Below are 24,325 nucleotides of genomic sequence, written 5' to 3' on the forward strand. Positions count from 1 at the left end.
CGGGGGAGGGGTGGGGCGATGCAGCCGCTCGACGTCGGTGAACCCACGGTCATGGGGCCCTACCGGTTGCTCGGCCGGCTCGGCGCGGGCGGCATGGGCCGGGTCTACCTCGGGCGCAGCGCGGGCGGCCGCACCGTCGCGGTCAAGGTCGTGCACCCGCACTTCGCGCTGGACGAGGAGTTCCGCGCCCGGTTCCGCCGCGAGGTGGAGGCCGCCCGGCGGGTGGGCGGCGCCTGGACCGCGCCCTTCCTCGACGCGGACCCGGAGGCGTCGGTGCCGTGGGTGGCGACCGGGTACGCGGCCGGGCCCTCCCTCTCGGCGGCCGTCGCGGACGGCGGCCCGCTGCCCGAGCACACCGTCCGGGTGCTGGGCGCCGGCCTCGCCGAGGCGCTGTCCGCCGTGCACGCGCTGGGCCTGGTCCACCGCGACGTGAAGCCCTCCAACGTGCTGCTCACCGTGGACGGCCCGCTCCTCATCGACTTCGGCATCGCCCGCGCCACCGACGGCACGGCCTCCCTCACCTCGACCGGCGTCTCCATCGGCTCCCCCGGCTACATGTCCCCCGAGCAGATCCTCGGCCAAGGCGTCACCGGAGCCGCCGACGTCTTCTCCCTCGGCGCGGTCCTCGCCTACGCCGCGACCGGCGAGTCCCCCTTCCCCGGCGACTCCTCCGCCGCGCTCCTCTACAAGGTCGTCCACGAGCCGCCCCGGCTGGACGGCCTGCGGGGCGAACTGCGCGACCTCGTCGAGCGCTGCCTCGCGAAGGAGCCGGGCGCCCGCCCGACCCCCGGCGAGATCGCCCGCGCCCTCGCCCCCGACGGCGCCGCCCGCCTGGTCACTGCCGGCTGGCTCCCCGGCTCCCTCGTCGAACAGGTCGGCCGCAGCGCCGTCCACCTCCTCAACCTGGAGGCGACGGAAACCGGCCCCTCCGGGCCGGTGGGATTCAGCAGCCCTTCGGTGGGGGAGCCCGGGGTGTCGGCGACGGCGGACGCCGCGTCGGCCGGCGGGAGCAGCGGGGCCGGCGGGGCGAGTGGGGCCGCGGGTGCCGGCGGGAGCAGCGGGGCCGCGGGTGCCGGCGGGGTGAGCGGGACGTTCGGGCCGCCGCCGGTCATGTCGCCGGTGACGCCGTCGGTGCCGCAGGCCCGTTCCGGTCCCGTCACGCACGTGCCCGGCGCACAAGCCGGTGCCGCGGTGGCGGACACCGTACCGCCGGCCACGCCCGGCAAGGTCTCCCTGAGCGTGGCGGCGGCCTCGACGACCGAGGCGAACGGACGCGGCCGGCGGGTGAGTTGCTCGATCGCGCTGGCGGTGGCGGGGGCCTTCGCGGCGGTGAGCGTGGGGTCGGTGCTCGTCTTCGGGATGCTCCAGAGCGAGGACGACGACAGCAACAGTGACACGGCGGCCCCCGCGCCGACGGCCAGCGAGAGTGCCTCCGAACTCCCGGGCTCACAGACGGGTGACGTACCGAAGAAGTACCTCGGCACCTGGGAGGGCGACGGCTACGCCCTGGACGGCAAACTCCCCGCGGGCACCTTCCGGGTCACCCTGAAACAGGCCGCCGTCGGCGGGGAGCTGGGCACCTTCCGCTCGGTCGACCTCCTGGGCGGCGCCTGCGACGACAGGCTGGTCCTCAAGGAGGTGACCGGCGAACACGTCCTGGCCACGAGCATCGCCGACACCGAGAACAACCCCGGGACCTGTACCAGGAACACCCACGTCGTCACCTTCACCACCGTCGGCGACGAACTCCAGTACGCCTCGGACAACGCGGACGCGGGCGACCCGACGGCCCGGATGAAGAAGCTGAAGTAGGAAATTCACTGGTCGCGGGTGTGGGGCCGTGGTCCGATGCCACGGTGAAGAACCACAGTGTCCCCGGCCCGCTTCTGGCCCACCCCCCGGCCGTCCGGCCGAGGACCGGGAACGACCTCGACGCCTGTGCGCGGATGCTGGCGCAGGTCCACGAGCAGGACGGCTACCCCCTGAACCGGCCCGAGCACCCGCGCACCTGGCTGACCCCGGCCTCGCTCGTCGCCTCGTGGGTGGCGGAACTGGACGGCCGCGTCGTCGGCCACATCGGCCTGTCCCGCGGCGACGGCACGGACGTGGCGCCCGGACTGTGGGCCGCCCGCGCGGGGGTGGGCGCCGACACGACCGCCGTGGTCAACCGGCTGTTCGTGTCCCCGGCGGCCCGAGGCCACGGGATCGGTGCGCTGCTGGTGTCGCGGGCCACGGCGGAAGCGCGCAGCCGCGCCCTGCACCCGGTACTCGACGTGGTCGCTTCCGACGTCGCGGCTGCGGCTCTGTACGAACGCCTCGGCTGGCGACTCCTGGCCACGGTCGACCAGCGATGGAGCCCGCACCAGACGGTGAGGGTCCGCTGCTACGCGGCACCCCATGAAGGGCCGCAAGCCCCTTGCGGGGGTGCGGGGGACCGCGCGATCAACCCCTCGGTCCCGCCCCCGCCGGCGAACCCCGGCCACCCGGACTGAAGGGCGGACGGGGGGCGAAGGAGCGCAGCCCCTGGACGGGGAGGGGACGGGCAGGGCGGCGAGGGCGGAAAACCCTCCCGAACGCCACCCCCGGCAGCCCCTAGGCTGACCCCGTGGACCTGGACCCCTGGCTGATCGCCCTGACGGCAGTCGCCGCCCTCTGGGGCGCGGCGGCAGGCACCCTCCTCCCGCGTCCCGCCTACCGCTTCGCAGTCGACGAGGACACCCCCTGGCAGGCCACCTGTCCCACCGGCCACCCCCTCACCGGCCCGGCCCGAGGCTGGCTGGGCCGAGCCCGCTGCACGGACCCCGGGCCCGGCACCGCACCGCCCGCACCCTGCGCCTACGGCCCGAGCACCCGCACCGTCGCGCTTCTCACCGCCCTCGTCTGCGCGACGCTCGCCCTGGCCACCGGTGTCCGCCCGGAGCTCGCGGTCTGGCTCCTTCTCGCCCCCCTCGGCGTCCTGCTCGTCCTCGTCGACCTCGCGGTCCAGCGCCTCCCGGACCCCCTGACCCTCCCCTTCGCCGCCCTCGCCCTCACCCTGCTGGGCGCCGCCGCCCTCACCCCCGAGCACGCGGGCGAGTGGCGCACCGCGGCGTTCGGCGCCCTCACCCTCGGCGGCGCGTACTTCCTCCTCTTCCTCATCCGCCCCCTCGCCCTCGGCTTCGGCGACGTGAAGCTCGCCGTGGGCCTGGGCGCGGCCCTCGGCTGGTACGGCTGGGGCGCCCTGTACGTCGGCACCTTCGCCGGCGCGCTCGTCGGCAGCGTCTGGACCCTGGTCCAGGCCGCCCGCGGCCGGGCCAGGCGCGGACAGCTCGTGGCCCTCGGCCCGTTCATGATCGCGGGAGCGTACGCGGGCCTGCTCCTGGAGGCCTACGCGGCATGACCACGGGGCGGAAGCCGCGCTGCCCGCGCGCCGGCGTCCGGGCTGACGTCGGCCGGCCCGAGCGGCTGGCGTAGGCTGGCTTGGTCCGTTCAACCCTTACGAAAGGGACGCTCCCGGTGACCGAGAAGGCCGACCTCCAGTCCGTTCTCGACCGTGCCGCCGAGGGCGGGCGGATCACGCCGGAGGAGGCGCTCGACCTCTACCGCGACGCCCCGCTGCACGCGCTCGGCGCCGCCGCCGACGCCGTCCGCCGGCGCCGGTACGCGGGCACGGAGCACATCGCGACGTACATCATCGAGCGGAACATCAACTACACGAACGTGTGCGTGACGGCGTGCAAGTTCTGCGCGTTCTACGCCCCGCCGAAGGCCAAGGACAAGGGCTGGACGCGCGACCTCGACGACATCCTGCGCCGCTGCGCGGAGACCGTCGAACTGGGCGGCACGCAGATCATGTTCCAGGGCGGCCACCACCCGGACTACGGCGTGGAGTACTACGAGCAGCACTTCGCCGCCATCAAGAAGGAGTTCCCGCAGCTGGTCATCCACTCCCTCGGCGCGTCCGAGGTCGAGCACATGGCCCGCATCTCCAAGGTGAGCGTGGAGGAGGCCATCCGGCGCATCCACGCCGCCGGTCTCGACTCCTTCGCGGGCGCCGGCGCGGAGCTGCTCCCCGAGCGCCCCCGCAAGGCCATCGCGCCCCTCAAGGAGAGCGGCGAACGCTGGCTGGAGATCATGGAGATCGCGCACAACCTGGGCGTGGAGTCCACGTCCACGATGCTCATGGGCACGGGCGAGACCAACGCCGAGCGCATCGAGCACCTGCGGATGATCCGTGACGTACAGGACCGGACCGGAGGCTTCCGCGCCTTCATCCCGTACACGTACCAGCCGGAGAACAACCACCTCAAGGGCCGTACGCAGGCCACGATCTTCGAGTACCTGCGCATGATCGCCATTGCCCGGCTCTTCATGGACAACATCGCCCACATCCAGGGCTCCTGGCTCACCACGGGCAAGGAGATCGGCCAGCTCTCCCTCCACTACGGCGCGGACGACCTCGGCTCGATCATGCTGGAGGAGAACGTGGTCTCCTCCGCCGGCGCCAAGCACCGCTCCAACCGCCAGGAGATCATCGACCTGATCAGGAAGGCGGGCCGGGTCCCCGCCCAGCGGTCGACGACGTACGAGCACCTCGTCGTGCACGACGACCCGGCGAACGACCCGGTCGACGAGCGCGTCATGTCCCACATCTCGTCCACGGCCATCGAGGGCGGCACGGCCCACCCCGAGCTGAAGCTGCTCGGCGCCAACTAGAGCACGGGGCGCACATGCTGACGATCCATGCCGCCGACGAGGTGCGCCTCACCTGGGACGACCCGGAGCCGGTCAAGGACGGCGCCGTGGTCGTGGAGGGCCCCCGGGTGCGCGCCTCGGGGCCGCTGGAGGAGATGCGGGAGCGGTTCCCGGGCGCCCGCGTGCGCCGGTGGCCCGGCGTCCTCGGCCCCGCCCGCGTCCACGAGGGTCCGCTCCCCGACGCGCCCACCCCACGGGAACGCGTCCACGCGGTACTGAAGTCGGGGGCGACCGCCGTGCTGGGGGACCACGCGGGCATCCCCGAACTCCGCGCCGCCGCCGAGCGGAACGAGGTCGCCGTGCTCGCCGTTCCCCGCCCGCCGGCCATCGTCGACAACGGCAGAGCGGACCTGGCGGTCTTCGACGAGACGGGCGCGTGCGTGGCGACGGTCTGCGCGGGCCGCCTGGTGCACCGCCGCCGGTGACGGCAGGGGAGACCCGCCCCGCTCATCCGGCCTCGCTCATCCCGACAGCGCCTCCGCGAACGCCCCGTCTTCCTGCACCACACCACTGCACTCGGTCGGTTCGTCACTCGCCCCGCCCCCGCACTCCCGGTCCCGGAACGTCGCCCACAGGGAAACCCAGGCGATCCCCCTGTCCTCCGCGAACTCCCTTACCTGCGCCGCGTCCTCCAAGGTGAACGTCTCGTTCGCCACATCGTTGACGCCGAGCATCGAAGTCAGGGCGAGCGCCCGCCACGCCGCGCCCCCCGACGTCCCGAAGACGTCCCTCAGCTGATCGTGCGCGGCCTTCGCGGCCCGCTGCGCGTAGTCGCCCATGTCGCCGTCGTACGAACCGGCGTAATTCATGGTCATGATGTTGACGGTGGACACGTCGACGGACGCGTCGTTCGCGGAATCGAGCAGGGCGACGGCGTCGTCGCCGAGGCCGGACGGCATCACGGGGAGCGTGAAGGTGACGGTGAGGTCCGGCCGCTCCCGCTGGAGGCGGGCGATCGCCTCGGACCGCAGGCCCACCGAGTCGCTGTCCTTCAGCGCCTCCCCCTCGACGTCGAAGTCGGCGGCCGTCGCACCCGCGGCGTCGAGCGCCGCGCCGTACGCCACGGCGAGGTCCTCCGCGCTGTCGCAGGTCTCGGCCAGCTCCGATCCCGAGGCCCCGCCGAAGGACACCCGCACCGACGCCCCGGACTCCGTCAGCGCCGCGATACGGGACCGCACCGCCGAGTCGCCGATCGCGGTGGTGCCGTTCCACGCGGGCCGGCACGCGTCGCCGTCGGCGATCACGAAGGCGAGGTGGTACGCGGCGGCCGACCCGGCGCCGTCCAGGCCGGACGCCTCCGTGGCGTCCACGTAGGGGGCGTACACCGTGGCGGTCCCCGCCCCCTCGGACGACGCGGACTCCGTCCCCTCGGACGACGGGGACTCCGCCCCCTCGGACGACGCGGACTCCGTTGCCTTGGAGGCGCAGCCCGCACAGGTCAGGGCCACCGCACAGATCAGTGCGGCGACCGGTTTCAGGGAACTCCTCACGCTGCTCACGACAGCAACCAAGCACAGGGGGCCATGCCGTCCGGGTCCGTTCGCGAAAAGACGCCGCCTTGCGGCGGCCGCCGCGTGGGCGGTCGGCCCCTCCTGCCACAATGGGCCCGTGACCCGCGCATCCCTGGACAAGCAGCCGCACGAAGTCGCCTCGATGTTCGACCGAGTGGCGGAACGGTACGACCTGACCAACGACGTGCTGTCCCTCGGGCAGGACCGGCGCTGGCGCAAGGAGGTCGCGCGGGCGGTGGACGCCCGCCCCGGCCAGAAGGTCCTGGATCTGGCGGCCGGTACCGGCACCTCCTCGCTGCCCTTCGCGCAGACCGGCGCGTACGTCGTCCCCTGCGACTTCTCCCTCGGCATGCTCCGGGTCGGCAAGGAGCGCACCTCCTGGCTTCCGTTCACCGCGGGCGACGCCACACGGCTGCCCTTCAAGGACGACACCTTCGACGCCGTGACCATCTCCTTCGGCCTGCGGAACGTGCAGGACACGGATGCGGCGCTGCGCGAGATGTACCGGGTGACCAAGCCCGGCGGACGGGTCGTGATCTGCGAGTTCTCGCACCCGACGTGGGCGCCCTTCCGGACCGTCTACACCGAGTACCTGATGCGGGCGCTGCCGCCGGCGGCCCGCGCCGTGTCGTCCAACCCCGACGCGTACGTCTACCTCGCCGAGTCCATCCGGGCCTGGCCCGACCAGGCCGGTCTCGCCGAGCGGCTGCGGAAGGCCGGCTGGGGGAACGTCGCGTGGCGGAACCTCACGGGTGGGGTCGTCGCACTGCACCGGGGGTTCAAGGTTCACCCGTGAGGGGGATGCTCCACAGGGCGCCCTGTTGATGGGAACCGGTCAACGGAAAACGCCGTCCGTTTGATACGTCGGAGCACGCGGCACACGTGTGCCCACGTCCGATCACGGCACGAGTTCTCTGGATGACGGAGCGTTCCATGACGTCCTACTGCCCGCACTGCGGGACACCGGGTCCCCACGAGGCGCGTTACTGCATGACGTGCGGGCGGGAACGCATACCGGTCCCCTCGGCGCCCCCGGCACCCGGCGCACCCGGCGATGCCGGAGCACCTCCGACGCCACCGGCCGCCCCGCCGGCCGGGCCTCCGCCGGCACCGCCCGGAACACCTCCGCCGCCCCCGCCTCCGCCGGGGGCCGTGCCCGGTGCCCCACCCGCCGGGCCGCCCGCTCCCGGATACGCCCCGGTCCCCGTCCGGCCGTCGCCCCTGGGCGCCTTTGCGGGGCGGGCCTTCCGCGGTGACTGGGCCGGATCGGCGCTCGCGGCGCTCTGGCCGGTGCTCCTGCTGCTCGGCAGTGCCATCGCCCTCGCCATTCCCGACTACGGCCAGGACGAGGAGGACCTCGTCGGCTTCGGGGACCGTACGGGCATCGCCCTCGCCGCTCTCCTCCAGGGGCTCGGCGGCGGCCTGAAGATCTCCGAGACCGGCGGCGGCTACTCCGGCGACCTGCAGACCGTCGAGGCCGGATTCACCCTCACCATGGTCCCCCTCACGGTGACCCTCCTGTTCGCCGCCGCGCTCTACATCGGCGTACGGCAACTCCGCACCCGCCTGGTGACCCGGGCCGCGTACGCGCACGTCACCGGCCCCGGCGCTCCCGGTGGCCGTACCGCCGGGCTGGAAGCGGCCGTGCGGGTCACGCTGCTGGTGACCGTCGCCGTCCTGCTGCTCGGGCTGTTCGCCCAGCCCACGATCGCCCTGGCCGAGGTCTCCACCTCACCCTGGCTCGCCGCGCTCGGCGCGCTGCTGCTCACCGCCGCCGTCTCGGGCGGGGTGCTGCAACGCGACGACCTGGCCGCCTGGCTGGCCGTCCGGCCCGGCCCGCGGTCCCTGTTCCGGGCGACCGGAACGGCGGTGCGCGCCATGGCGCTCGTCCTCGCCCTGTGCTCGCTCGTCGCGTTCATCACCCTCGCGTCGAGCGACGAGTTGCAGGCCGACTGGGAGGACGACGTCAACCCGCTGCTGGTCGCGCTGCTCGTCCTGCCCAACATCGCCGTGGGCTTCCTCGGCATCTCCTGGGGCGCGTCCGTCGAGGGCGAGGCGGGCCGCGCGCGCTACGGCGACGACTCGTCGTACGGCGACGACGGGTACGGCAACGACTCCCACGGTGACTACGGCCTCGGCGGATCCAGCCCCTACGGCGGTTACGAGCACGAGGCGTTCGGGCTGTCCGAGCTGGGCGACGCCGTCAACGCCTGGGCGGTCGTGGGGGCGTTGGCGCTCGGCGCGGTCTGCGCCCTGATCCTCGGCGTCCTGGCCGCCCGCCGGTCCTCGGGCCGGGGCGAGCAACTCCTCGCCGCCGGTGTCTTCTTCGGTCTCTTCCTCCTCCTCGCCGGCATCAGCGGCTTCGCCATGGAGGCGTCCGGCTCCGCCACGACCGACCTCGGTGGTGGGCTTTCCGCCGCGGGCCGGGCGGACGTGGGCCTCGACCTCGCCGAGGCCATGCTCTTCGGCATCGTCTGGATCTTCGCGGCGGCCTTCCTGGCCCCCTATCTGCTGCAGATGACCGGTGTCCCCACGGGCGTGATCGCGCCCCCGGTCCCGGCGATGCCGAGCGCCCCCGCGGCCTACGGGACCCCGTCCCACCCCACCACGCTTCCGACCCAGCACGCCCAGCAGACCCAGGCCGAGGCCCAGACCCAGATCCAGACCCAGGCCCACGGTGTCCAGGGCGTACCGCCGGTGCAGCCGAGCCACCCGACCCCGTCGCAGGGCCAACCGGTGCACCATTCCCGGCCCGTCGAGCCGTACGAGGTCCCGATGGTCGAGATCGGCCATCAGCTCCCGGCCGGCCCGGTCGCGAAACCGCGCAGCCGGGCGCTGCTGTGGATCCTCACGATCGCGGCGGCCTTCGTGGTCGGCGGGGGAGCGGCGATCGCGATCCTGCTCCTGCAGAAGTAGGGGCGCCCGAGACAGAGGTGAAGCGCGCCGCGACCGGCCCTACCGGAGCACCGGGAAAGGTTCCCCCGGCTCGTCCAACTCCCTGCGCAACCCGGGGGGAGGGCCGCCGCGGCGGGGTTCGCGCACACCGCCGCCCCCGTCGCCCGGCTCGAACCAGACGGTCACCACGGCGCCCCGAGGGACCTCGACGCCCGGCGGGGGGTACTGCCGTACCACATAGTCCACGACGGCGAGTTCGACGTCGGGCCGGTCACCGGCGGCCAGCCCGACCCCGCTCGCCTCGGCTGTCTCACGCGCGTCCACGGCCATCAGACCGACGAACCGAGGCACACGCACTTCGAAGGACTTGGGTGTCAAGCGCACAGACGTTCACCCCCAGCGGTACCCGCAGGGTAGCCGCCGGGTGTGCTCGTCCGGAAGCACTGAGTGGCGATCTGCCGGAAATCGCTACTCAGTGTCATCGGCCGGGGGTCTGTCGCCCTCGGCAGCCCGGTCGGCGGCTCAGAGGGCCAGCCGGTAGCAGTGGCACACCTGCTGCGAGACCGGCGTCGTGAAGGTGTCCGCCAGCTCCATGCCCAGCCGTCTGGTGACCGCTATCGAGCGCTCGTTGCGGGCGTCGACCACGGCGACGACGCTGCTGATGCCCGCCGCCCGCACCCGCTCCAGGGTCGTCAGGGCGGCGGCGGTCACATATCCCCTGCCCCAGTGCTCGCGCGCGAGCCGCCAGCCGATCTCGATCTCGCCGACCGGACCCCAGGACCGCGGCCACGGCTGGGCGCCGGTGAAGCCGATGGCCCGGCCCTCCTCGTCGAGCATGGTCCACAGGCAGAACCCGTACTCGGCGTCGTGGCGACGCTGGCGCGCGGTGAGCTCCTCGTAGACGGACAGCTCGGCGGACCGGCCGCCGTGGAACTCCATGACGTCGGGGTCGTCGAAGATCCGGTGCCACGCGAAGGCGTCCTCGTCGGTGGGGACGCGCAGCCGTACGTCGGGCAGAGCTCGGTTCACAGGGGCAGCCCTTCAGCCGGTGATCAGGTTCCGCTGAATAGACTGCCCATGTCCGACGCCTGTCGGCACCTGTTTTCTGGTCTTCCAGTGCTCCAACTACCTCTTGGGGAGAACCCGTCGTGACCGAGCCCCAGCCCCTTACCGAACACACCGCCGATGTGATCGTCGTCGGGGCCGGGCCAGCCGGTTCCACCACCGCGTACTACCTGGCGAAGGCCGGGCTCGACGTGCTCCTGCTGGAGAAGACCAGCTTCCCGCGGGAGAAGGTCTGCGGCGACGGCCTCACGCCCCGCGCCACCAAGCAGCTCGTGTCCATGGGCATCGACGTCTCCGAAGAGGCCGGCTGGCTCCGCAACAAGGGGCTGCGGATCATCGGCGGCGGTGTCCGCCTCCAGCTCGACTGGCCGGATCTCGCCTCCTACCCCGACTACGGACTCGTCCGCAAGCGCGACGACTTCGACGAGCAGCTCGCCCGCCAGGCCCAGAAGGCCGGCGCACGCCTCCACGAGAACTGCAATGTGAGCGGTCCCGTCATCGACGACCGCACGGGCCGCATCATCGGCGTCACGGCCAAGCTCGGCGACCCGGACTCGGGCGAGAAGAAGGAGGTCACCTTCCGCGCCCCGCTGGTCGTGGCCGCCGACGGCAACTCCAGCCGCCTCTCCCTCGCGATGGGCCTGCACCGCCGCGAGGACCGCCCCATGGGCGTCGCCGTCCGCACGTACTTCACCTCCCCGCGCCACGACGACGACTACCTGGAGTCCTGGCTGGAGCTGTGGGACCGGCGCGGCCCGGGCGAGGACCGCCTTCTGCCCGGCTACGGCTGGATCTTCGGCATGGGCGACGGCACGTCCAACGTCGGCCTGGGCGTCCTCAACACCTCCGAGGCATTCAAGGAACTCGACTGGCGCGAGGTCCTCAAGGCCTGGTGCGCCTCCATGCCGGAGGAGTGGGGCTACACCCCCGAGAACATGACCGGCCCCATCCGCGGCGCCGCCCTCCCCATGGCCTTCAACCGCAAGCCCCACTACACCAAGGGCCTGCTGCTCGTCGGCGACGCCGGCGGCCTCGTCAACCCCTTCAACGGCGAGGGCATCGCCTACGCCATGGAATCCGGCCAGATCGCCGCCGACGTCATCGTCCAGGCCCACGCCCGCGCCACCCCCGGCCAGCGCGAACTCGCCCTCCAGCGCTACCCCCAGGTCCTCAAGGACACCTACGGCGGCTACTACACGCTGGGCCGCGCCTTCGTGAAGCTCATCGGCAACCCCAAGATCATGAAGCTCGCCACGCAGCGGGGCCTCACCCACCCGCTGCTGATGAAGTTCACGCTCAAGCTGCTCGCCAACCTCACCGACCCGACCGGCGGCGACGCGATGGACCGCGTCATCAACGGCCTCTCGAAGGTGGCCCCCAAGGCGTGACGGCCTGAGCGCGCACCCGTTCCCGGTCCCGGACGCGAAGGCTCCGGGGCCCGGAACCCGTCGGGCGCGCTCACCGTCGTCCGTTTCGTCACATACACCCAAGTGTGGCGTTTTTTCCGTGCTTTTGAGGTCGCCGGAAACGGCTACCGCCGACCGCGAGGCCGGAACCCCCGGAGCGGGTCGACGGGGCCCGTCACCGCCGCGACCCGTCGAACACCTTCGGCTTGGACCGAAAGGCCCTCCCAGGGGCCGTCACGGCCCGCACGGAGGCATGCCGGAGGGCCGCCGGCCCAACGGGGCAGGCGGCCCTTCCGTACAACGAGCCGTCGGCGGCCCGGCTCAGAGCACGCGCACCGCGCCCGACGCCGGGTAACCGGACAGGTCCTGGATGACGACGCCCTTGGAGGGGTTCGCCGCGTCGAGGTACTTGCCGCCACCGAGGTAGACACCCACGTGGTAGGCGGAACCCTTGCCGCCCCAGTACAGGATGTCGCCGCGCTGGATCTGGGACAGCGGGATGTCCGTGCCCTGCATCGACTGGTCCTGCGAGACCCGCGGGAGGTCCACGCCGACCTGCTTGAACGCGGCCTGGACCAGCGACGAGCAGTCCCACGCGTTGGGTCCCGTGGCGCCCAGCACGTACGCGTCGCCCAACTGGGCCTCGAGGAAGTCGATGACCGTCTCGACGCTGCCGCTGGCGCTGGCCGGCGCGGACGTCGGGGCGGAGTTCGTGGTGAGAGTGGTCCGCTCACTGTCCCGCGAGGCGCGCTCGGCGGCGGCCTTGCGCTCCGCCTCCTCGGCGGCCTTCTTGCGGGCCGCTTCCTTCTTGGCCTTGGCGAGGTCCTTGTCGGCCTTCTTGGCCGCTTCCTCGGCGGCCGCGTCGCGCTCGGCCTGCAGCTGGTAGTCGGCCGCCATCTGCTGCGTGGCGTCCGCGGACTGCGCCGCCTGCGTGGCCAGGTCGGCCGTGAGGGTGGGCAGTTCGAGGGTCTGCGTCACCGGCTCCGCGGCGACCGCCGCGGACGCACCGGCCACTGCCACGGTGCTGAGAATGCCACCGGCGACTCCGGCGCGCACCGCGATCGAGGACGACGCGTTACGGCGGGGTTTCCGGTGGCTGCGTATGTGAGCGGTGTGGGACATGGGTACAAGCGGTACCAGGGGCTGCTCCATACCTTCAAGCAACGTGTGCTGCGCCACAGTTGTTCAACAGACGCCCCAAATTCCCTGCGCGTCACTCTTTATTGACGGCGTAACGGGCATTGCGGACACGACCGATCACGCCTGTGATCATGCGCTTTCGTGATTACGTCCGAATTGCCCTGCGCTTACCACTGATTGCACCGAGTGGCCAAGCCCGGCTGATGTGATCTTGCCGTGATGTGGCGCAGGTCACGGAACGGTCGCCGATACGGCCGCGTCCCGCGCGTGGTCGACGACCGTCGGCGCTCGTGAATGTGTGCACGCGTCCACATCCGCCACCGCACCTCCTCCTCATGTGTGAACGCGGCCCTCTAGCAAGCGCCTCCGTCCAGCACCAATTTGCATGCAGAGGAACTCTCTTGATATAGAGACGCCCCTTCTCACCTGCGACTACGATCGAAATTGTCACCTCTGGTGATCACTCTGGCGCTTCGTGTATGAAGATCGCCGCTCATCCGACTTCATGATCCTTCGTCAGGTGGTGGAGATCACAAACTCGGTGCGGTACCCCGTGTCGCAGATCACAGACCCACAGGCATAAGATGCGGGGCAGTTGGGCTTGTGACCTGCTTCACATGTTCGCGATCTTCGTCGGGACGGGCGGGGTTCGTGGGACAGGTGGGGCGGAGCGCCGGTCCACGCAACCGCCAGCAGTCAGTGCCGACTGAGAGGAGCGAGGAGCGGTGAACGCGTATGCGCCCATCCTCGTACTGGGAGCCCTCGGGGCAGGCTTTGCGATCTTCTCCGTGATCATGGCCACTCTGATCGGCCCGAAGCGCTACAACCGGGCCAAGCTCGAGGCCTACGAGTGCGGAATCGAGCCCACCCCCACGCCGGCCGGCGGCGGGCGTTTCCCCATCAAGTACTACCTGACGGCGATGCTCTTCATCGTCTTCGACATCGAGATCGTCTTCCTCTACCCCTGGGCCGTCACCTTCGACGCCCTGGGTGTTTTCGGGCTCGTGGAGATGTTGCTCTTCGTGCTCACCGTCTTCGTCGCCTACGCGTACGTCTGGCGTCGCGGCGGCCTGGAATGGGACTGAGGGGCCTTTAGACCATGGGACTCGAAGAAAAACTGCCGAGCGGCTTCCTGCTGACCACCGTCGAGCAGGCCGCGGGCTGGGTACGCAAGGCGTCCGTCTTCCCCGCCACCTTCGGCCTCGCCTGCTGCGCCATCGAGATGATGACCACGGGCGCGGGCCGCTACGACCTGGCGCGCTTCGGCATGGAGGTGTTCCGCGGCTCGCCGCGCCAGGCGGACCTGATGATCGTGGCCGGCCGGGTGAGCCAGAAGATGGCGCCGGTGCTGCGGCAGGTCTACGACCAGATGCCGAACCCGAAGTGGGTGATCTCCATGGGGGTCTGCGCGTCGTCCGGCGGCATGTTCAACAACTACGCGATCGTCCAAGGCGTCGACCACATCGTCCCCGTCGACATCTATCTCCCCGGCTGCCCGCCACGGCCCGAGATGCTGATGGACGCGATCCTCAAGCTCCACCAGAAGATCCAGTCGTCCAAGCTCGGTGTGAACGCGGAGGAAGCGGCCCGCGAGGCCGAGGAAGCCGCGCTCAAGGCACTCCCCACCATCGAGATGAAGGGGCTGCTGCGATGAGCGCCGCGAACGGCAACGGCGGACCCAACCCCGAGAAGGACCTCTCCGCCTCCAACCTCCCCGGCCAGCGCGGCGACGGCGGCGAGGAGATCCGCGTCCAGCGCGGCATGTTCGGCGCCGACAAGGGCGGCGACACCTCCGGCTACGGCGGCCTGGTCCGCTCCATCCGGCTCCCCGGCCCGGCCACCCGCCCCTACGGCGGCTGGTTCGACGAGGTCGCCGACGAACTGGAGGGCGCCCTGGAGGAACAGGGCCTCGTCCCCGAGAACGTGATCGACAGGACCGTCGTCGACCGCGGGGAGCTCACCTTCCACATCGAGCGCGAGTACCTGGTCACCGTCGCCCGCACCCTGCGCGACGACCCGGCCCTCCGCTTCGAACTGTGCACCGGCGTGAGCGGCGTCCACTACCCCGGCGACAAGGGCCGGGAACTGCACGCCGTCTACCACCTGCGCTCGATCACCCACAACCGGCTGATCCGCCTGGAGGTCTCCGCCCCCGACGCCGACCCGCACATCCCGTCGCTCGTCGCCGTCTACCCGACGAATGACTGGCACGAGCGCGAGACGTACGACTTCTTCGGCATCGTCTTCGACGGCCACCCCGCGCTGACGCGGATCATGATGCCGGACGACTGGCAGGGCTTCCCACAGCGCAAGGACTATCCCCTCGGCGGCATCCCCGTCGAGTACAAGGGCGCCCAGATCCCGGCTCCGGACCAGCGGAGGTCGTACTCATGAGCACGCAGCACGCATCTGCCGAGTCCGCTTCGGCGCGCGAGACCACCGAGGGCACCGTCTACACGGTCACCGGCGGCGACTGGGACGAGGTCGCCGAGACCGCGGCGAGGTCCGACGACGAGCGCATCATCGTCAACATGGGCCCCCAGCACCCGTCCACCCACGGGGTGCTCCGGCTCATCCTGGAGATCGACGGCGAGACCGTCACCGAGGCCCGCTGCGGCATCGGCTACCTCCACACCGGCATCGAGAAGAACCTCGAGTACCGCACGTGGACGCAGGGCACCACGTTCGTGACGCGCATGGACTACCTGACGCCGTTCTTCAACGAGACGGCGTACTGCCTCGCGGTCGAGAAGCTCCTCGGCATCGACGACCAGATCCCGGACCGCGCCTCGATCATCCGCGTGCTCCTGATGGAGCTGAACCGGCTCTCCTCCCACCTGGTGTGCATCGCCACCGGCGGCATGGAGCTGGGCGCCACCACGATCATGATCTACGGCTTCCGTGATCGTGAACTCATTCTCGACATCTACGAGCTCATCACCGGCCTGCGCATGAACCACGCGTACATCCGGCCCGGCGGACTCGCCCAGGACCTGCCGCCCGGCGCGGTGGACCAGATCCGCGAGTTCGTGAAGAAGATGAACAAGAACCTCCCCGAGTACGACAAGCTCGCCACCGGGAACCCCATCTTCAAGGCCCGTATGCAGGACGTCGGCTACCTCGACCTGGCCGGCTGCATGGCCCTCGGCGCCACCGGCCCGATCCTCCGCTCCGCCGGCCTCCCGCACGACCTGCGCAAGGCCCAGCCGTACTGCGGCTACGAGACGTACGACTTCGACGTCCCGACCGCCGACACCTGCGACTCCTACGGCCGCTTCCTGATCCGTCTCGAGGAGATGCGCCAGTCGCTCAGGATCGTCGAGCAGTGCCTGGACCGGCTGCAGCCCGGCCCGGTCATGGTCGCCGACAAGAAGATCGCCTGGCCCGCCCAGCTCGCCCTGGGACCCGACGGGCTCGGCAACTCCCTGGACCACATCAAGAAGATCATGGGCACCTCCATGGAGGCCCTGATCCACCACTTCAAGCTGGTGACCGAGGGCTTCCGCGTCCCGCCGGGACAGGCCTACGCGGCGGTCGAGTCACCCAAGGGCGAACTCGGGGTGCACGTCGTCTCCGACGGAGGCACCCGCCCCTTCCGGGTCCACTACCGCGACCCGTCCTTCACCAACCTGCAGACCATGGCGGCGATGTGCGAGGGCGGCCAGGTCGCCGACGTCATCGTCGCCGTCGCGTCCATCGACCCCGTGATGGGAGGCGTCGACCGGTGACCACCACCCCTGACGGCGTCAGCCTGGGCATGCCCCAGCTGCCCGCGCCCGACTACCCGGACGACGTTCGAGCCCGCCTGGAGCGGGACGCGGCCGACGTGATCGCCCGCTACCCCGACTCCCGGTCCGCCCTGCTGCCGCTGCTGCACCTCGTGCAGTCCGAGGAGGGCCACGTCACCCGCACCGGCATGCGGTTCTGCGCCGAGGTGCTGGGCCTGACCACGGCCGAGGTCACCGCGGTCGCCACCTTCTACACCATGTACCGGCGCAAGCCGAGCGGTGACTACCAGGTCGGCGTCTGCACCAACACCCTGTGCGCGGTGATGGGCGGCGACGCGATCTTCGAGGCGCTCCAGGAGCACCTGAGCGTCGGCAACGGCGAGACCACCGACGACGGCAAGGTCACCCTGGAGCACATCGAGTGCAACGCGGCCTGCGACTTCGCGCCGGTCGTCATGGTCAACTGGGAGTTCTTCGACAACCAGACCGTCGACAGCGCCAAGCGCCTCGTGGACGACCTGCGCGCCGGCGCGCAGGTCGAGCCCACCCGCGGGGCGCCGCTGTGCACCTTCAAGGAGACGGCGCGCATCCTCGCCGGCTTCCCCGACGAGCGGCCCGGAGCCGTCGAGGCGACCGGCGGCGCGGGCCCCGCGTCGCTGGTGGGCCTCCGCCTGGCCAAGGGAGAGACCGCATCCGCGCGGGTGGTCCATCCACGGGACGGCGGCCCGCACGACGAGCCGCAGGACAAGGTGCACGAGCCGTCACCGGGCGAGCACCTCAGCTCGCACGACGCGCCGCAGGAGACATCGGCCTCCGACCCGGCCCACCCATCAGGGCCCACCGCCGAGGAGGGGGAGTGATGACGTTGGCACCCGAGATCAAGGGCACCAGCCCCGACAAGCTGCTCGCACCCGTACTGTCGGCCTTCTGGGACGAGGACAGGTCCTGGACGCTGGACGTCTACCGACGGCACGACGGGTACGAGGGACTCCGCAAGGCGCTCGCGATGACCCCGGACGACCTCATCGCGTACGTCAAGGAATCCGGACTGCGCGGTCGCGGCGGCGCCGGCTTCCCCACCGGGATGAAATGGCAGTTCATTCCCCAGGGGGACGGAAAGCCGCACTATCTGGTCGTCAACGCCGACGAGTCGGAGCCGGGAACGTGCAAGGACATCCCGCTCCTCTTCGCGAACCCGCACAGCCTCATCGAGGGCATGATCATCGCGTGCTACGCCATCAGGTCCTCGCACGCCTTCATCTATCTGCGGGGTGAGGTCGTCCCCGTACTGCGGCGGCTGCACGAGGCCGTACGCGAGGCCTACGAGGCCGGCTTCCTCGGCGAGAACATCCTGGGCAGCGGACTCGACCTCGACATCACCGTGCACGCGGGCGCGGGCGCGTACATCTGCGGTGAGGAGACCGCACTGCTCGACTCGCTCGAAGGCCGCCGCGGTCAGCCGCGACTGCGTCCCCCCTTCCCTGCCGTGGAAGGCCTCTACGCCTGTCCCACCGTGGTGAACAACGTCGAGTCGATCGCGTCGGTTCCCGCCATCCTGCACCGGGGCAAGGAGTGGTTCCGGTCGATGGGCAGCGAGAAGTCCCCGGGCTTCACGCTCTACTCGCTCAGCGGCCATGTCGCCAGCCCCGGCCAGTACGAGGCCCCGCTCGGCATCACCCTGCGCCAGCTGCTGGAGATGAGCGGCGGCATGCGGCCCGGACACCGCCTCAAGTTCTGGACGCCGGGCGGCTCCTCCACCCCGATGTTCACCGACGAGCACCTCGACGTCCCCCTCGACTACGAAGGGGTCGGCGCCGCGGGTTCCATGCTCGGCACAAAGGCACTCCAGTGCTTCGACGAGACCACCTGCGTCGTACGGGCCGTCACCCGCTGGACCGAGTTCTACGCCCACGAGTCCTGCGGCAAGTGCACCCCCTGCCGCGAAGGCACGTACTGGCTGGTGCAGCTGCTGCGTGACATCGAGGCCGGCAAGGGCGTCATGAGCGACCTCGACAAGCTCAACGACATCGCCGACAACATCAACGGCAAGTCGTTCTGCGCCCTCGGCGACGGCGCCGCCTCACCGATCTTCTCCTCGCTGAAGTACTTCCGCGAGGAGTACGAGGACCACATCAAGGGCCGGGGCTGCCCCTTCGACCCCGCCAAGTCGACCGCCTGGGCCGACAAGGACAAGCACGCGGAGGTGAACGCATGACCGTGACGACCGGCGCTCCCTCCGGGGGCGGCGAGGCGGCGGTCCCGCCGGAAGATCTCGTCTCGCTGACCATCGACGGCGTCGAGCTCAGCGTGCCCAAGGGCACCCTGGTCATCCGGGCCGCCGAACAACTCGGCATCGAGATCCCCCGCTTCTGCGACCACCCCCTGCTCGACCCGGCGGGCGCCTGCCGCCAGTGCATCGTCGAGGTCGAGGGCCAGCGCAAGCCCATGGCGTCCTGCACGATCACCTGTACGGACGGAATGGTCGTCAGGACTCAACTCACCTCCCAGGTCGCCGAGAAGGCCCAGAAGGGGGTGATGGAGCTCCTGCTCATCAACCACCCGCTGGACTGCCCCGTCTGCGACAAGGGCGGCGAGTGCCCCCTGCAGAACCAGGCCATGTCGCACGGCCAGTCCGAGTCCCGCTTCGAGGGCAGGAAGCGCACCTACGAGAAGCCGGTACCGATCTCCACCCAGGTCCTGCTCGACCGCGAGCGGTGCGTGCTGTGCGCCCGCTGCACCCGCTTCTCCAACCAGGTCGCCGGCGACCCGATGATCGAGCTGATCGAGCGGGGCGCGCTCCAGCAGGTCGGCACCGGCGAGGGCGACCCGTTCGAGTCGTACTTCTCCGGTAACACCATCCAGATCTGCCCCGTGGGCGCGCTGACCTCGGCGGCGTACCGATTCCGCTCCCGGCCCTTCGACCTCGTCTCCTCGCCGTCCGTGTGCGAGCACTGCTCCGGCGGCTGCGCCACCCGCACCGACCACCGGCGCGGCAAGGTCATGCGGCGGCTCGCCGCCGACGACCCCGAGGTCAACGAGGAGTGGATCTGCGACAAGGGACGCTTCGCGTTCCGCTACGCGCAGCGCCCCGACCGGCTGACCACCCCCCTCGTCCGCAACGAGGAGGGCGTCCTGGAGCCCGCGTCCTGGCCGGAGGCCCTGGAGGCCGCCGCCCGGGGGCTGCTCGCGGCGCGTGGCAGGGCCGGTGTCCTGACCGGCGGCCGGCTCACCGTCGAGGACGCCTACGCGTACAGCAAGTTCGCGCGGGTGGCGCTCGACACCAACGACATCGACTTCCGCGCGCGCGTGCACAGCGGCGAGGAGGCCGACTTCCTGGCCGCCCGGGTCGCCGGCCGGGGCCGCGACCTCGACGGCAAGGGCGTCACGTACGCCTCCCTGGAGAAGGCGCCCGCGGTCCTCCTGGTCGGGTTCGAGGCCGAGGAGGAGGCACCCGGTGTCTTCCTGCGGCTCCGCAAGGCCTGGCGCAAGCGCAAGATGCGGGTGTTCTCGCTGGCCACGCACGCCACCCGGGGCCTGGAGAAGGCCGGCGGCACGCTGCTGCCCGCCGCGCCCGGCACCGAGACCGAGTGGCTGGACGCCCTCGCGAGCGGCGCCGGACTCGAAGGGGACGGCACCGAGGCCGCCGCGGCCCTGCGCACCGAGGGCGCGGTGATCGTCGTCGGCGAACGGCTCGCCGGTGTGGCGGGCGGACTCACCGCCGCCGTACGGGCCGCCGCCCTGACCGGCGCCCGGCTGGTGTGGATCCCCCGCCGGGCCGGGGAGCGCGGTGCGATCGAGGCCGGCGCGCTGCCGTCGCTGCTGCCGGGCGGGCGCCCGGCCACCGACCCCCGCGCGCGGGAGGAGATCGCCGCCGCCTGGGGCGTCGCCCAACTCCCGCTGCGCTACGGCCGCGACACCGGGCAGATCGTCGAGGCCGCCGCCACCGGAGAGCTCGGGGCCCTGGTGGTGGCCGGTGTCGAGGTCGCCGACCTGCCCGAACCGGCACGCGCGCGGGAAGCGCTCGCCGCGGTGGGCTTCCTGGTCTCCCTGGAACTGCGGCCCAGCGAGGTCACCGACCACGCCGACGTCGTCCTCCCGGTCGCCGCCGTCGCCGAGAAGGCGGGCAGCTTCATCAACTGGGAAGGCAGGGTCCGGCCGTTCGAGGCCGCGCTCAAGCCCGACCAGATGACCCGCCGTCTGGCGCCCACCGACGGACGGGTGCTGCAGATGCTCGCCGACGCCATGGACGTCCACCTCGGACTGCCCGATCTGCGCACCACGCGCGCGGAGCTGGACCGGCTCGGGGCATGGGACGGTGCGAGGGCCACCGAGCCCGTGGAGATCGCCGCCGGGCTGCCGCGGCCCGCCGTCGGCGAGGCCGTACTGGCCGGGCACCGGCTGCTGCTCGACCAGGGCCGCCTCCAGGACGGCGACGAGGCGCTCGCCGGCACCCGGCACGCCGCACTCGCGCGCGTGTCCGCCGCGACGGCCGCCGAGGCCGGCGTCAAGGACGGAGACCTCCTGGCGGTCACCGGTCCCGCAGGCGTCGTCGAACTCCCGCTGCGGATCACCGAGATGCCCGACCGCGTCGTCTGGCTGCCGCTGAACTCCGCCGGCTCGGGCGTCGCCTCCGACACCGGGGCGCTGCCCGGCGCACTCGTCCGTATCGGCCCCGCGACGCTCGCCGCCGAGGCCCCCGAGGAGGTGGAGGCATGAGCGCGTACTACCTCGCCGCTGAAGACCTCTCGATGTTCGGCCGCGACCCCTGGTGGCTGGTCGTCATCAAGGCCGTGTTCTGCTTCGCCTTCCTGATGCTGACCGTGCTGTTCTCCATCGTGTGGGAACGCAAGGTCGTCGCCTGGATGCAGCTGCGCATCGGCCCCAACCGGCACGGCCCCTGGGGCATGCTCCAGTCGCTCGCCGACGGCATCAAGCTGATGCTCAAGGAAGACGTCATCGTCAAACGCGCGGACAAGGTGGTCTACGTCCTCGCACCGATCGTCGCGGCCATCCCGGCCTTCATGGCGATCGCGGTGATCCCCTTCGGCCCGGCCGGCAACGAGATCTCGATCCTCGGCCAGCGCACCACGATGCAGCTCACCGACCTGCCGATCGCGATGCTCTACATCCTCGCGGTCGCCTCCGTCGGCATCTACGGCATCGTGCTGGCGGGCTGGAGCTCCGGCTCCACCTACCCGCTGCTGGGCGGCCTGCGGTCCTGCGCGCAGATGATCTCCTACGAGATCGCCATGGGCGCCGCGTTCGCCTCGGTGTTCCTCTACTCCGGGTCGATGTCGACGTCGGCGATCGTGGAGGCCCAGCAGGACCGCTGGTACATCGTGCTGCTGCCGGTCTCGTTCGTGATCTACATCGTGACCATGGTCGGCGAGACCAACCGCGCCCCGTTCGACATGCCGGAGTCCGAGGGCGACCTGGTCGGCGGCTTCAACACCGAGTACTCGTCGATCAAGTTCGCGATGTTCATGCTCGCCGAGTACGTGAACATGGTGACCGTCTCGGCGGTGTCGGTGACGCTCTTCCTCGGCGGGTGGCGGGCTCCCTATCCCATCAGCACCTTCTGGGAGGGCGCCAACCACGGCTGGTGGCCGATGCTCTGGTTCGTGGTGAAGGTGCAGCTGCTGCTGTTCTTCTTCATCTGGCTGCGCGGCACCCTCCCGCGCGTCCGCTACGACCAGTTGATGAAGCTCGGCTGGAAGGTCCTGCTGCCGGTCTCCGTGGTCTGGCTGATGCTGGTCGCGACCGTGCGGACCCTGCGCAACGAGAACTACGACTTCGCCCAGATCGCGCTGTACGTCGCCGGTGCCGTGGTCGTGCTGTTCCTGCTGTCGTTCGTCGCGGACGTCTTCCGCGACCGGCGCGAGGGCCGGGACCAGCCCGCCGAACCGGCCGCCTTCGACCCGATGGCCGGCGGGTTCCCCGTACCGCCCCTGCCCGGACAGACCCTCCCGCCGGTGCCGCGCAGGCGTCCGCGCCGCGAGCGGGAGCTGATTGTCAGTGGTGGGTCCGATACTGACAGTGACGGATCTTCGAATGGGAGGGAGGCGTCCGATGGCTGATGAGCCCAAGGAGACCAAGCCGGGTTTCCAGAACCCCGTCGCCGGCTTCGGTGTGACCTTCAAGGCCATGTTCAAGAAGCGGCTGACCGAGCAGTACCCGGAACAGGAGAAGACCACCGCCCCGCGGTTCCACGGCCGGCACCAGCTCAACCGCCATCCGGACGGCCTGGAGAAGTGCGTCGGCTGCGAGCTGTGCGCCTGGGCCTGCCCCGCCGACGCGATCTACGTGGAGGGCGCGGACAACACGGACGAGGAGCGCTACTCGCCGGGCGAGCGGTACGGCCGCGTCTACCAGATCAACTACGCCCGCTGCATCCTGTGCGGTCTGTGCATCGAGGCGTGCCCCACCCGCGCGCTGACCATGACCAACGAGTTCGAGCTGGCCGACTCCAGCCGTGCCAACCTCATCTACACCAAGGAGCAGCTGCTCGCCGGGCTCGACGACGGCATGGTCGACACGCCGCACGCGATCTACCCGGGCACCGACGAGCAGGACTACTACCGGGGCCTGGTCACCGAGGCCGCGCCCGGCACCGAGCGGCAGGTCGCCCTCTCCAAGGGCGAGGTGCCGCAGGAGGCCGCCTCCACCTTCGGTGAGGACGAGCCCGCGTCGGAGAAGGCGGTCGGCCGATGACGCACCAACTCGCCGCTTACACGACCTCCACCGGCGAGGCCTTCCAGTTCTGGGTGCTCGGTACCGTCGCCGTGCTCGGCGCCCTGTGCACCGTGTTCATGAAGCGGGCCGTGCACAGCGCGCTCTGCCTCGCCGGCACCATGATCGTTCTGGCGGTGTTCTACCTCGCCAACGGCGCCTACTTCCTGGGCATCGTGCAGATCGTCGTCTACACCGGCGCGATCATGATGCTGTTCCTGTTCGTGGTGATGCTCGTCGGCGTCACCGCGGCGGACTCCCTGAAGGAGACCATCAAGGGCCAGCGCTGGCTGGCCCTGCTGTGCGGCCTCGGCTTCGGCATCCTGCTCGTCGCGGGCATCGGCAACGCGGCGCTCACCGAGTTCAACGGCCTCGGCCAGGCGAACTCCGGGGGCAACGTGGAGGGCCTCGCCGCCCTCATCTTCACCGACTACGTGTTCGCCTTCGAGCTCACCGGCGCCCTGCTGATCACGGCCGCCGTCGGCGCCATGGTGCTCACCCACCGCGAGCGCACCGAGCGCGCCAGGACCCAGCGCGAACTGTCCGAGCAGCGCGTCCGCGAGGGCAAGCACCTCCCGCCGCTGCCCGCCCCCGGCGTCTACGCCCGGCACAACGCGGTCGACATCGCGGGCCTGCTGCCGGACGGCACCCCGTCCGAGCTGACCGTCAACAAGACGCTGCGGGACCGCGGCCAGATCCGCGACGTGTCGACCGAGGCGCTGAACGACCTCAAGGCCCTGGAACAGCGCGCCGAGGACCGCCTGGAGCGCACCAACAGCGGCAACAGCGGGGAGGCATCGAAGTGAATCCCGTCAACTACCTGTATCTCGCCGCCCTGCTGTTCACGATCGGCGCCACCGGCGTCCTGATCAGGCGGAACGCGATCGTGGTGTTCATGTGCGTCGAGCTGATGCTCAACGCCTGCAACCTCGCCCTCGTCGCCTTCTCCCGTATGCACGGCAATCTCGACGGCCAGATCATCGCCTTCTTCACGATGGTCGTCGCCGCCGCGGAGGTCGTGGTCGGACTCGCGATCATCGTGTCGCTGTTCCGTTCCCGCCACTCGGCCTCGGTCGACGACGCCAGCCTGATGAAGCTGTAAGGGGTCGGAAGAATC

General features: G+C 71.1%; 22 protein-coding genes and 1 pseudogene. 19 read left to right on the top strand and 4 right to left on the bottom strand.

The window, feature by feature from the left end:
- Nucleotides 1-18 precede the first annotated feature (18 nt).
- The 5 genes and pseudogenes from AC067N_RS25140 to AC067N_RS25160 all read left to right on the top strand — a co-directional run bounded on the left by AC067N_RS25140 (nt 19) and on the right by AC067N_RS25160 (nt 5,159).
- A complete protein-coding gene (locus tag AC067N_RS25140; RefSeq protein WP_478681134.1) occupies nt 19-1,812 on the top strand; it encodes a serine/threonine-protein kinase in 1,794 nt (597 codons plus the stop codon).
- A gap of 134 nt (nt 1,813-1,946) precedes the next feature.
- Nucleotides 1,947-2,393: pseudogene (locus AC067N_RS25145) on the top strand (GNAT family N-acetyltransferase); the annotation flags it as partial.
- Between the two features lie 212 nt (nt 2,394-2,605).
- Nucleotides 2,606-3,379 (top strand): prepilin peptidase, encoded by a 774-nt coding sequence (locus AC067N_RS25150; protein WP_478681135.1) that lies wholly within the window; start codon nt 2,606-2,608, stop codon nt 3,377-3,379.
- Between the two features lie 116 nt (nt 3,380-3,495).
- Nucleotides 3,496-4,695 (top strand): cyclic dehypoxanthinyl futalosine synthase, encoded by a 1,200-nt coding sequence (gene mqnC / locus AC067N_RS25155; RefSeq protein WP_478681136.1) that lies wholly within the window; start codon nt 3,496-3,498, stop codon nt 4,693-4,695.
- Nucleotides 4,696-4,709: 14 nt separating this feature from the next.
- Nucleotides 4,710-5,159, top strand: a complete 450-nt coding sequence (locus AC067N_RS25160) for an imidazolonepropionase-like domain-containing protein (protein WP_478681137.1) — start codon at nt 4,710-4,712, stop codon at nt 5,157-5,159.
- 36 nt (nt 5,160-5,195) lie between these two features.
- Here AC067N_RS25160 and AC067N_RS25165 read toward each other — a convergent pair whose 3' ends face one another.
- On the bottom strand, nt 5,196-6,224 hold the full coding sequence (locus AC067N_RS25165; protein ID WP_478681138.1) for a chitinase: 1,029 nt from the start codon (nt 6,222-6,224) through the stop codon (nt 5,196-5,198).
- 118 nt (nt 6,225-6,342) lie between these two features.
- On the opposite strand from AC067N_RS25165, the gene AC067N_RS25170 reads away from it, so the two are divergent.
- Together AC067N_RS25170 and AC067N_RS25175 are read left to right on the top strand one after the other, a co-directional pair.
- Nucleotides 6,343-7,041 (top strand): demethylmenaquinone methyltransferase, encoded by a 699-nt coding sequence (locus AC067N_RS25170; RefSeq protein WP_478681139.1) that lies wholly within the window; start codon nt 6,343-6,345, stop codon nt 7,039-7,041.
- 356 nt (nt 7,042-7,397) lie between these two features.
- On the top strand, nt 7,398-9,161 hold the full coding sequence (locus AC067N_RS25175) for a cell division protein PerM (protein WP_478681140.1): 1,764 nt from the start codon (nt 7,398-7,400) through the stop codon (nt 9,159-9,161).
- 39 nt (nt 9,162-9,200) lie between these two features.
- Here the strand turns inward: AC067N_RS25175 and AC067N_RS25180 are convergent, their stop codons facing one another.
- Nucleotides 9,201-9,524: a PASTA domain-containing protein gene (locus AC067N_RS25180; RefSeq protein WP_478681141.1), complete on the bottom strand. Its 324-nt coding sequence runs from the start codon at nt 9,522-9,524 to the stop codon at nt 9,201-9,203.
- A 138-nt stretch (nt 9,525-9,662) separates the two neighbouring features.
- A complete protein-coding gene (locus tag AC067N_RS25185) occupies nt 9,663-10,169 on the bottom strand; it encodes a GNAT family N-acetyltransferase (RefSeq protein WP_478681142.1) in 507 nt (168 codons plus the stop codon).
- 119 nt (nt 10,170-10,288) lie between these two features.
- Here AC067N_RS25185 and AC067N_RS25190 point away from each other — a divergent pair, with 119 nt between their 5' ends.
- Entirely contained in the window at nt 10,289-11,593 is a 1,305-nt protein-coding gene (locus AC067N_RS25190) for a geranylgeranyl reductase family protein (protein ID WP_478681143.1), read from the top strand.
- Nucleotides 11,594-11,932: 339 nt separating this feature from the next.
- Here the strand turns inward: AC067N_RS25190 and AC067N_RS25195 are convergent, their stop codons facing one another.
- Nucleotides 11,933-12,763: a C40 family peptidase gene (locus tag AC067N_RS25195; protein ID WP_478681144.1), complete on the bottom strand. Its 831-nt coding sequence runs from the start codon at nt 12,761-12,763 to the stop codon at nt 11,933-11,935.
- A gap of 713 nt (nt 12,764-13,476) precedes the next feature.
- On the opposite strand from AC067N_RS25195, the gene AC067N_RS25200 reads away from it, so the two are divergent.
- Genes AC067N_RS25200 through nuoK form a run of 11 tightly spaced genes read left to right on the top strand, consistent with a single transcriptional unit; the run spans nt 13,477 to nt 24,310 of the window.
- Nucleotides 13,477-13,836, top strand: a complete 360-nt coding sequence (locus AC067N_RS25200) for an NADH-quinone oxidoreductase subunit A (RefSeq protein ID WP_009310323.1) — start codon at nt 13,477-13,479, stop codon at nt 13,834-13,836.
- Between the two features lie 14 nt (nt 13,837-13,850).
- A complete protein-coding gene (locus tag AC067N_RS25205; RefSeq protein ID WP_007383964.1) occupies nt 13,851-14,405 on the top strand; it encodes a NuoB/complex I 20 kDa subunit family protein in 555 nt (184 codons plus the stop codon).
- Complete coding sequence (locus AC067N_RS25210) at nt 14,402-15,145, top strand: NADH-quinone oxidoreductase subunit C (RefSeq protein ID WP_478681145.1); 744 nt, start codon at nt 14,402-14,404, stop codon at nt 15,143-15,145. Before AC067N_RS25205 ends, AC067N_RS25210 begins: the two co-directional genes overlap by 4 nt.
- Nucleotides 15,142-16,479 carry an NADH-quinone oxidoreductase subunit D gene (locus AC067N_RS25215; RefSeq protein WP_478681146.1) on the top strand — a complete coding sequence of 446 codons (1,338 nt, stop codon included), beginning with the start codon at nt 15,142-15,144 and terminating at the stop codon, nt 16,477-16,479. The genes AC067N_RS25210 and AC067N_RS25215 overlap by 4 nt, the downstream gene beginning before the upstream one ends.
- Before the next feature lie 29 nt (nt 16,480-16,508).
- Nucleotides 16,509-17,339 carry an NADH-quinone oxidoreductase subunit NuoE gene (nuoE, locus tag AC067N_RS25220; RefSeq protein WP_478681227.1) on the top strand — a complete coding sequence of 277 codons (831 nt, stop codon included), beginning with the start codon at nt 16,509-16,511 and terminating at the stop codon, nt 17,337-17,339.
- The gene (nuoF, locus tag AC067N_RS25225) at nt 17,339-18,694 is read left to right on the top strand and encodes an NADH-quinone oxidoreductase subunit NuoF (RefSeq protein ID WP_478681147.1); all 1,356 of its coding nucleotides are present in this window, start codon (nt 17,339-17,341) and stop codon (nt 18,692-18,694) included. Before nuoE ends, nuoF begins: the two co-directional genes overlap by 1 nt.
- The gene (locus AC067N_RS25230; protein WP_478681148.1) at nt 18,691-21,195 is read left to right on the top strand and encodes an NADH-quinone oxidoreductase subunit G; all 2,505 of its coding nucleotides are present in this window, start codon (nt 18,691-18,693) and stop codon (nt 21,193-21,195) included. Before nuoF ends, AC067N_RS25230 begins: the two co-directional genes overlap by 4 nt.
- Nucleotides 21,192-22,556, top strand: a complete 1,365-nt coding sequence (gene nuoH, locus AC067N_RS25235) for an NADH-quinone oxidoreductase subunit NuoH (protein ID WP_478681149.1) — start codon at nt 21,192-21,194, stop codon at nt 22,554-22,556. Before AC067N_RS25230 ends, nuoH begins: the two co-directional genes overlap by 4 nt.
- Nucleotides 22,549-23,190 carry an NADH-quinone oxidoreductase subunit NuoI gene (gene nuoI / locus AC067N_RS25240; RefSeq protein ID WP_478681150.1) on the top strand — a complete coding sequence of 214 codons (642 nt, stop codon included), beginning with the start codon at nt 22,549-22,551 and terminating at the stop codon, nt 23,188-23,190. The genes nuoH and nuoI overlap by 8 nt, the downstream gene beginning before the upstream one ends.
- Nucleotides 23,187-24,014: an NADH-quinone oxidoreductase subunit J gene (locus AC067N_RS25245; protein ID WP_478681151.1), complete on the top strand. Its 828-nt coding sequence runs from the start codon at nt 23,187-23,189 to the stop codon at nt 24,012-24,014. Before nuoI ends, AC067N_RS25245 begins: the two co-directional genes overlap by 4 nt.
- The gene (nuoK, locus tag AC067N_RS25250) at nt 24,011-24,310 is read left to right on the top strand and encodes an NADH-quinone oxidoreductase subunit NuoK (protein ID WP_009310327.1); all 300 of its coding nucleotides are present in this window, start codon (nt 24,011-24,013) and stop codon (nt 24,308-24,310) included. Before AC067N_RS25245 ends, nuoK begins: the two co-directional genes overlap by 4 nt.
- Nucleotides 24,311-24,325: the final 15 nt, after the last annotated feature.

Source organism: Streptomyces sp. NPDC042364 (assembly GCF_056437585.1).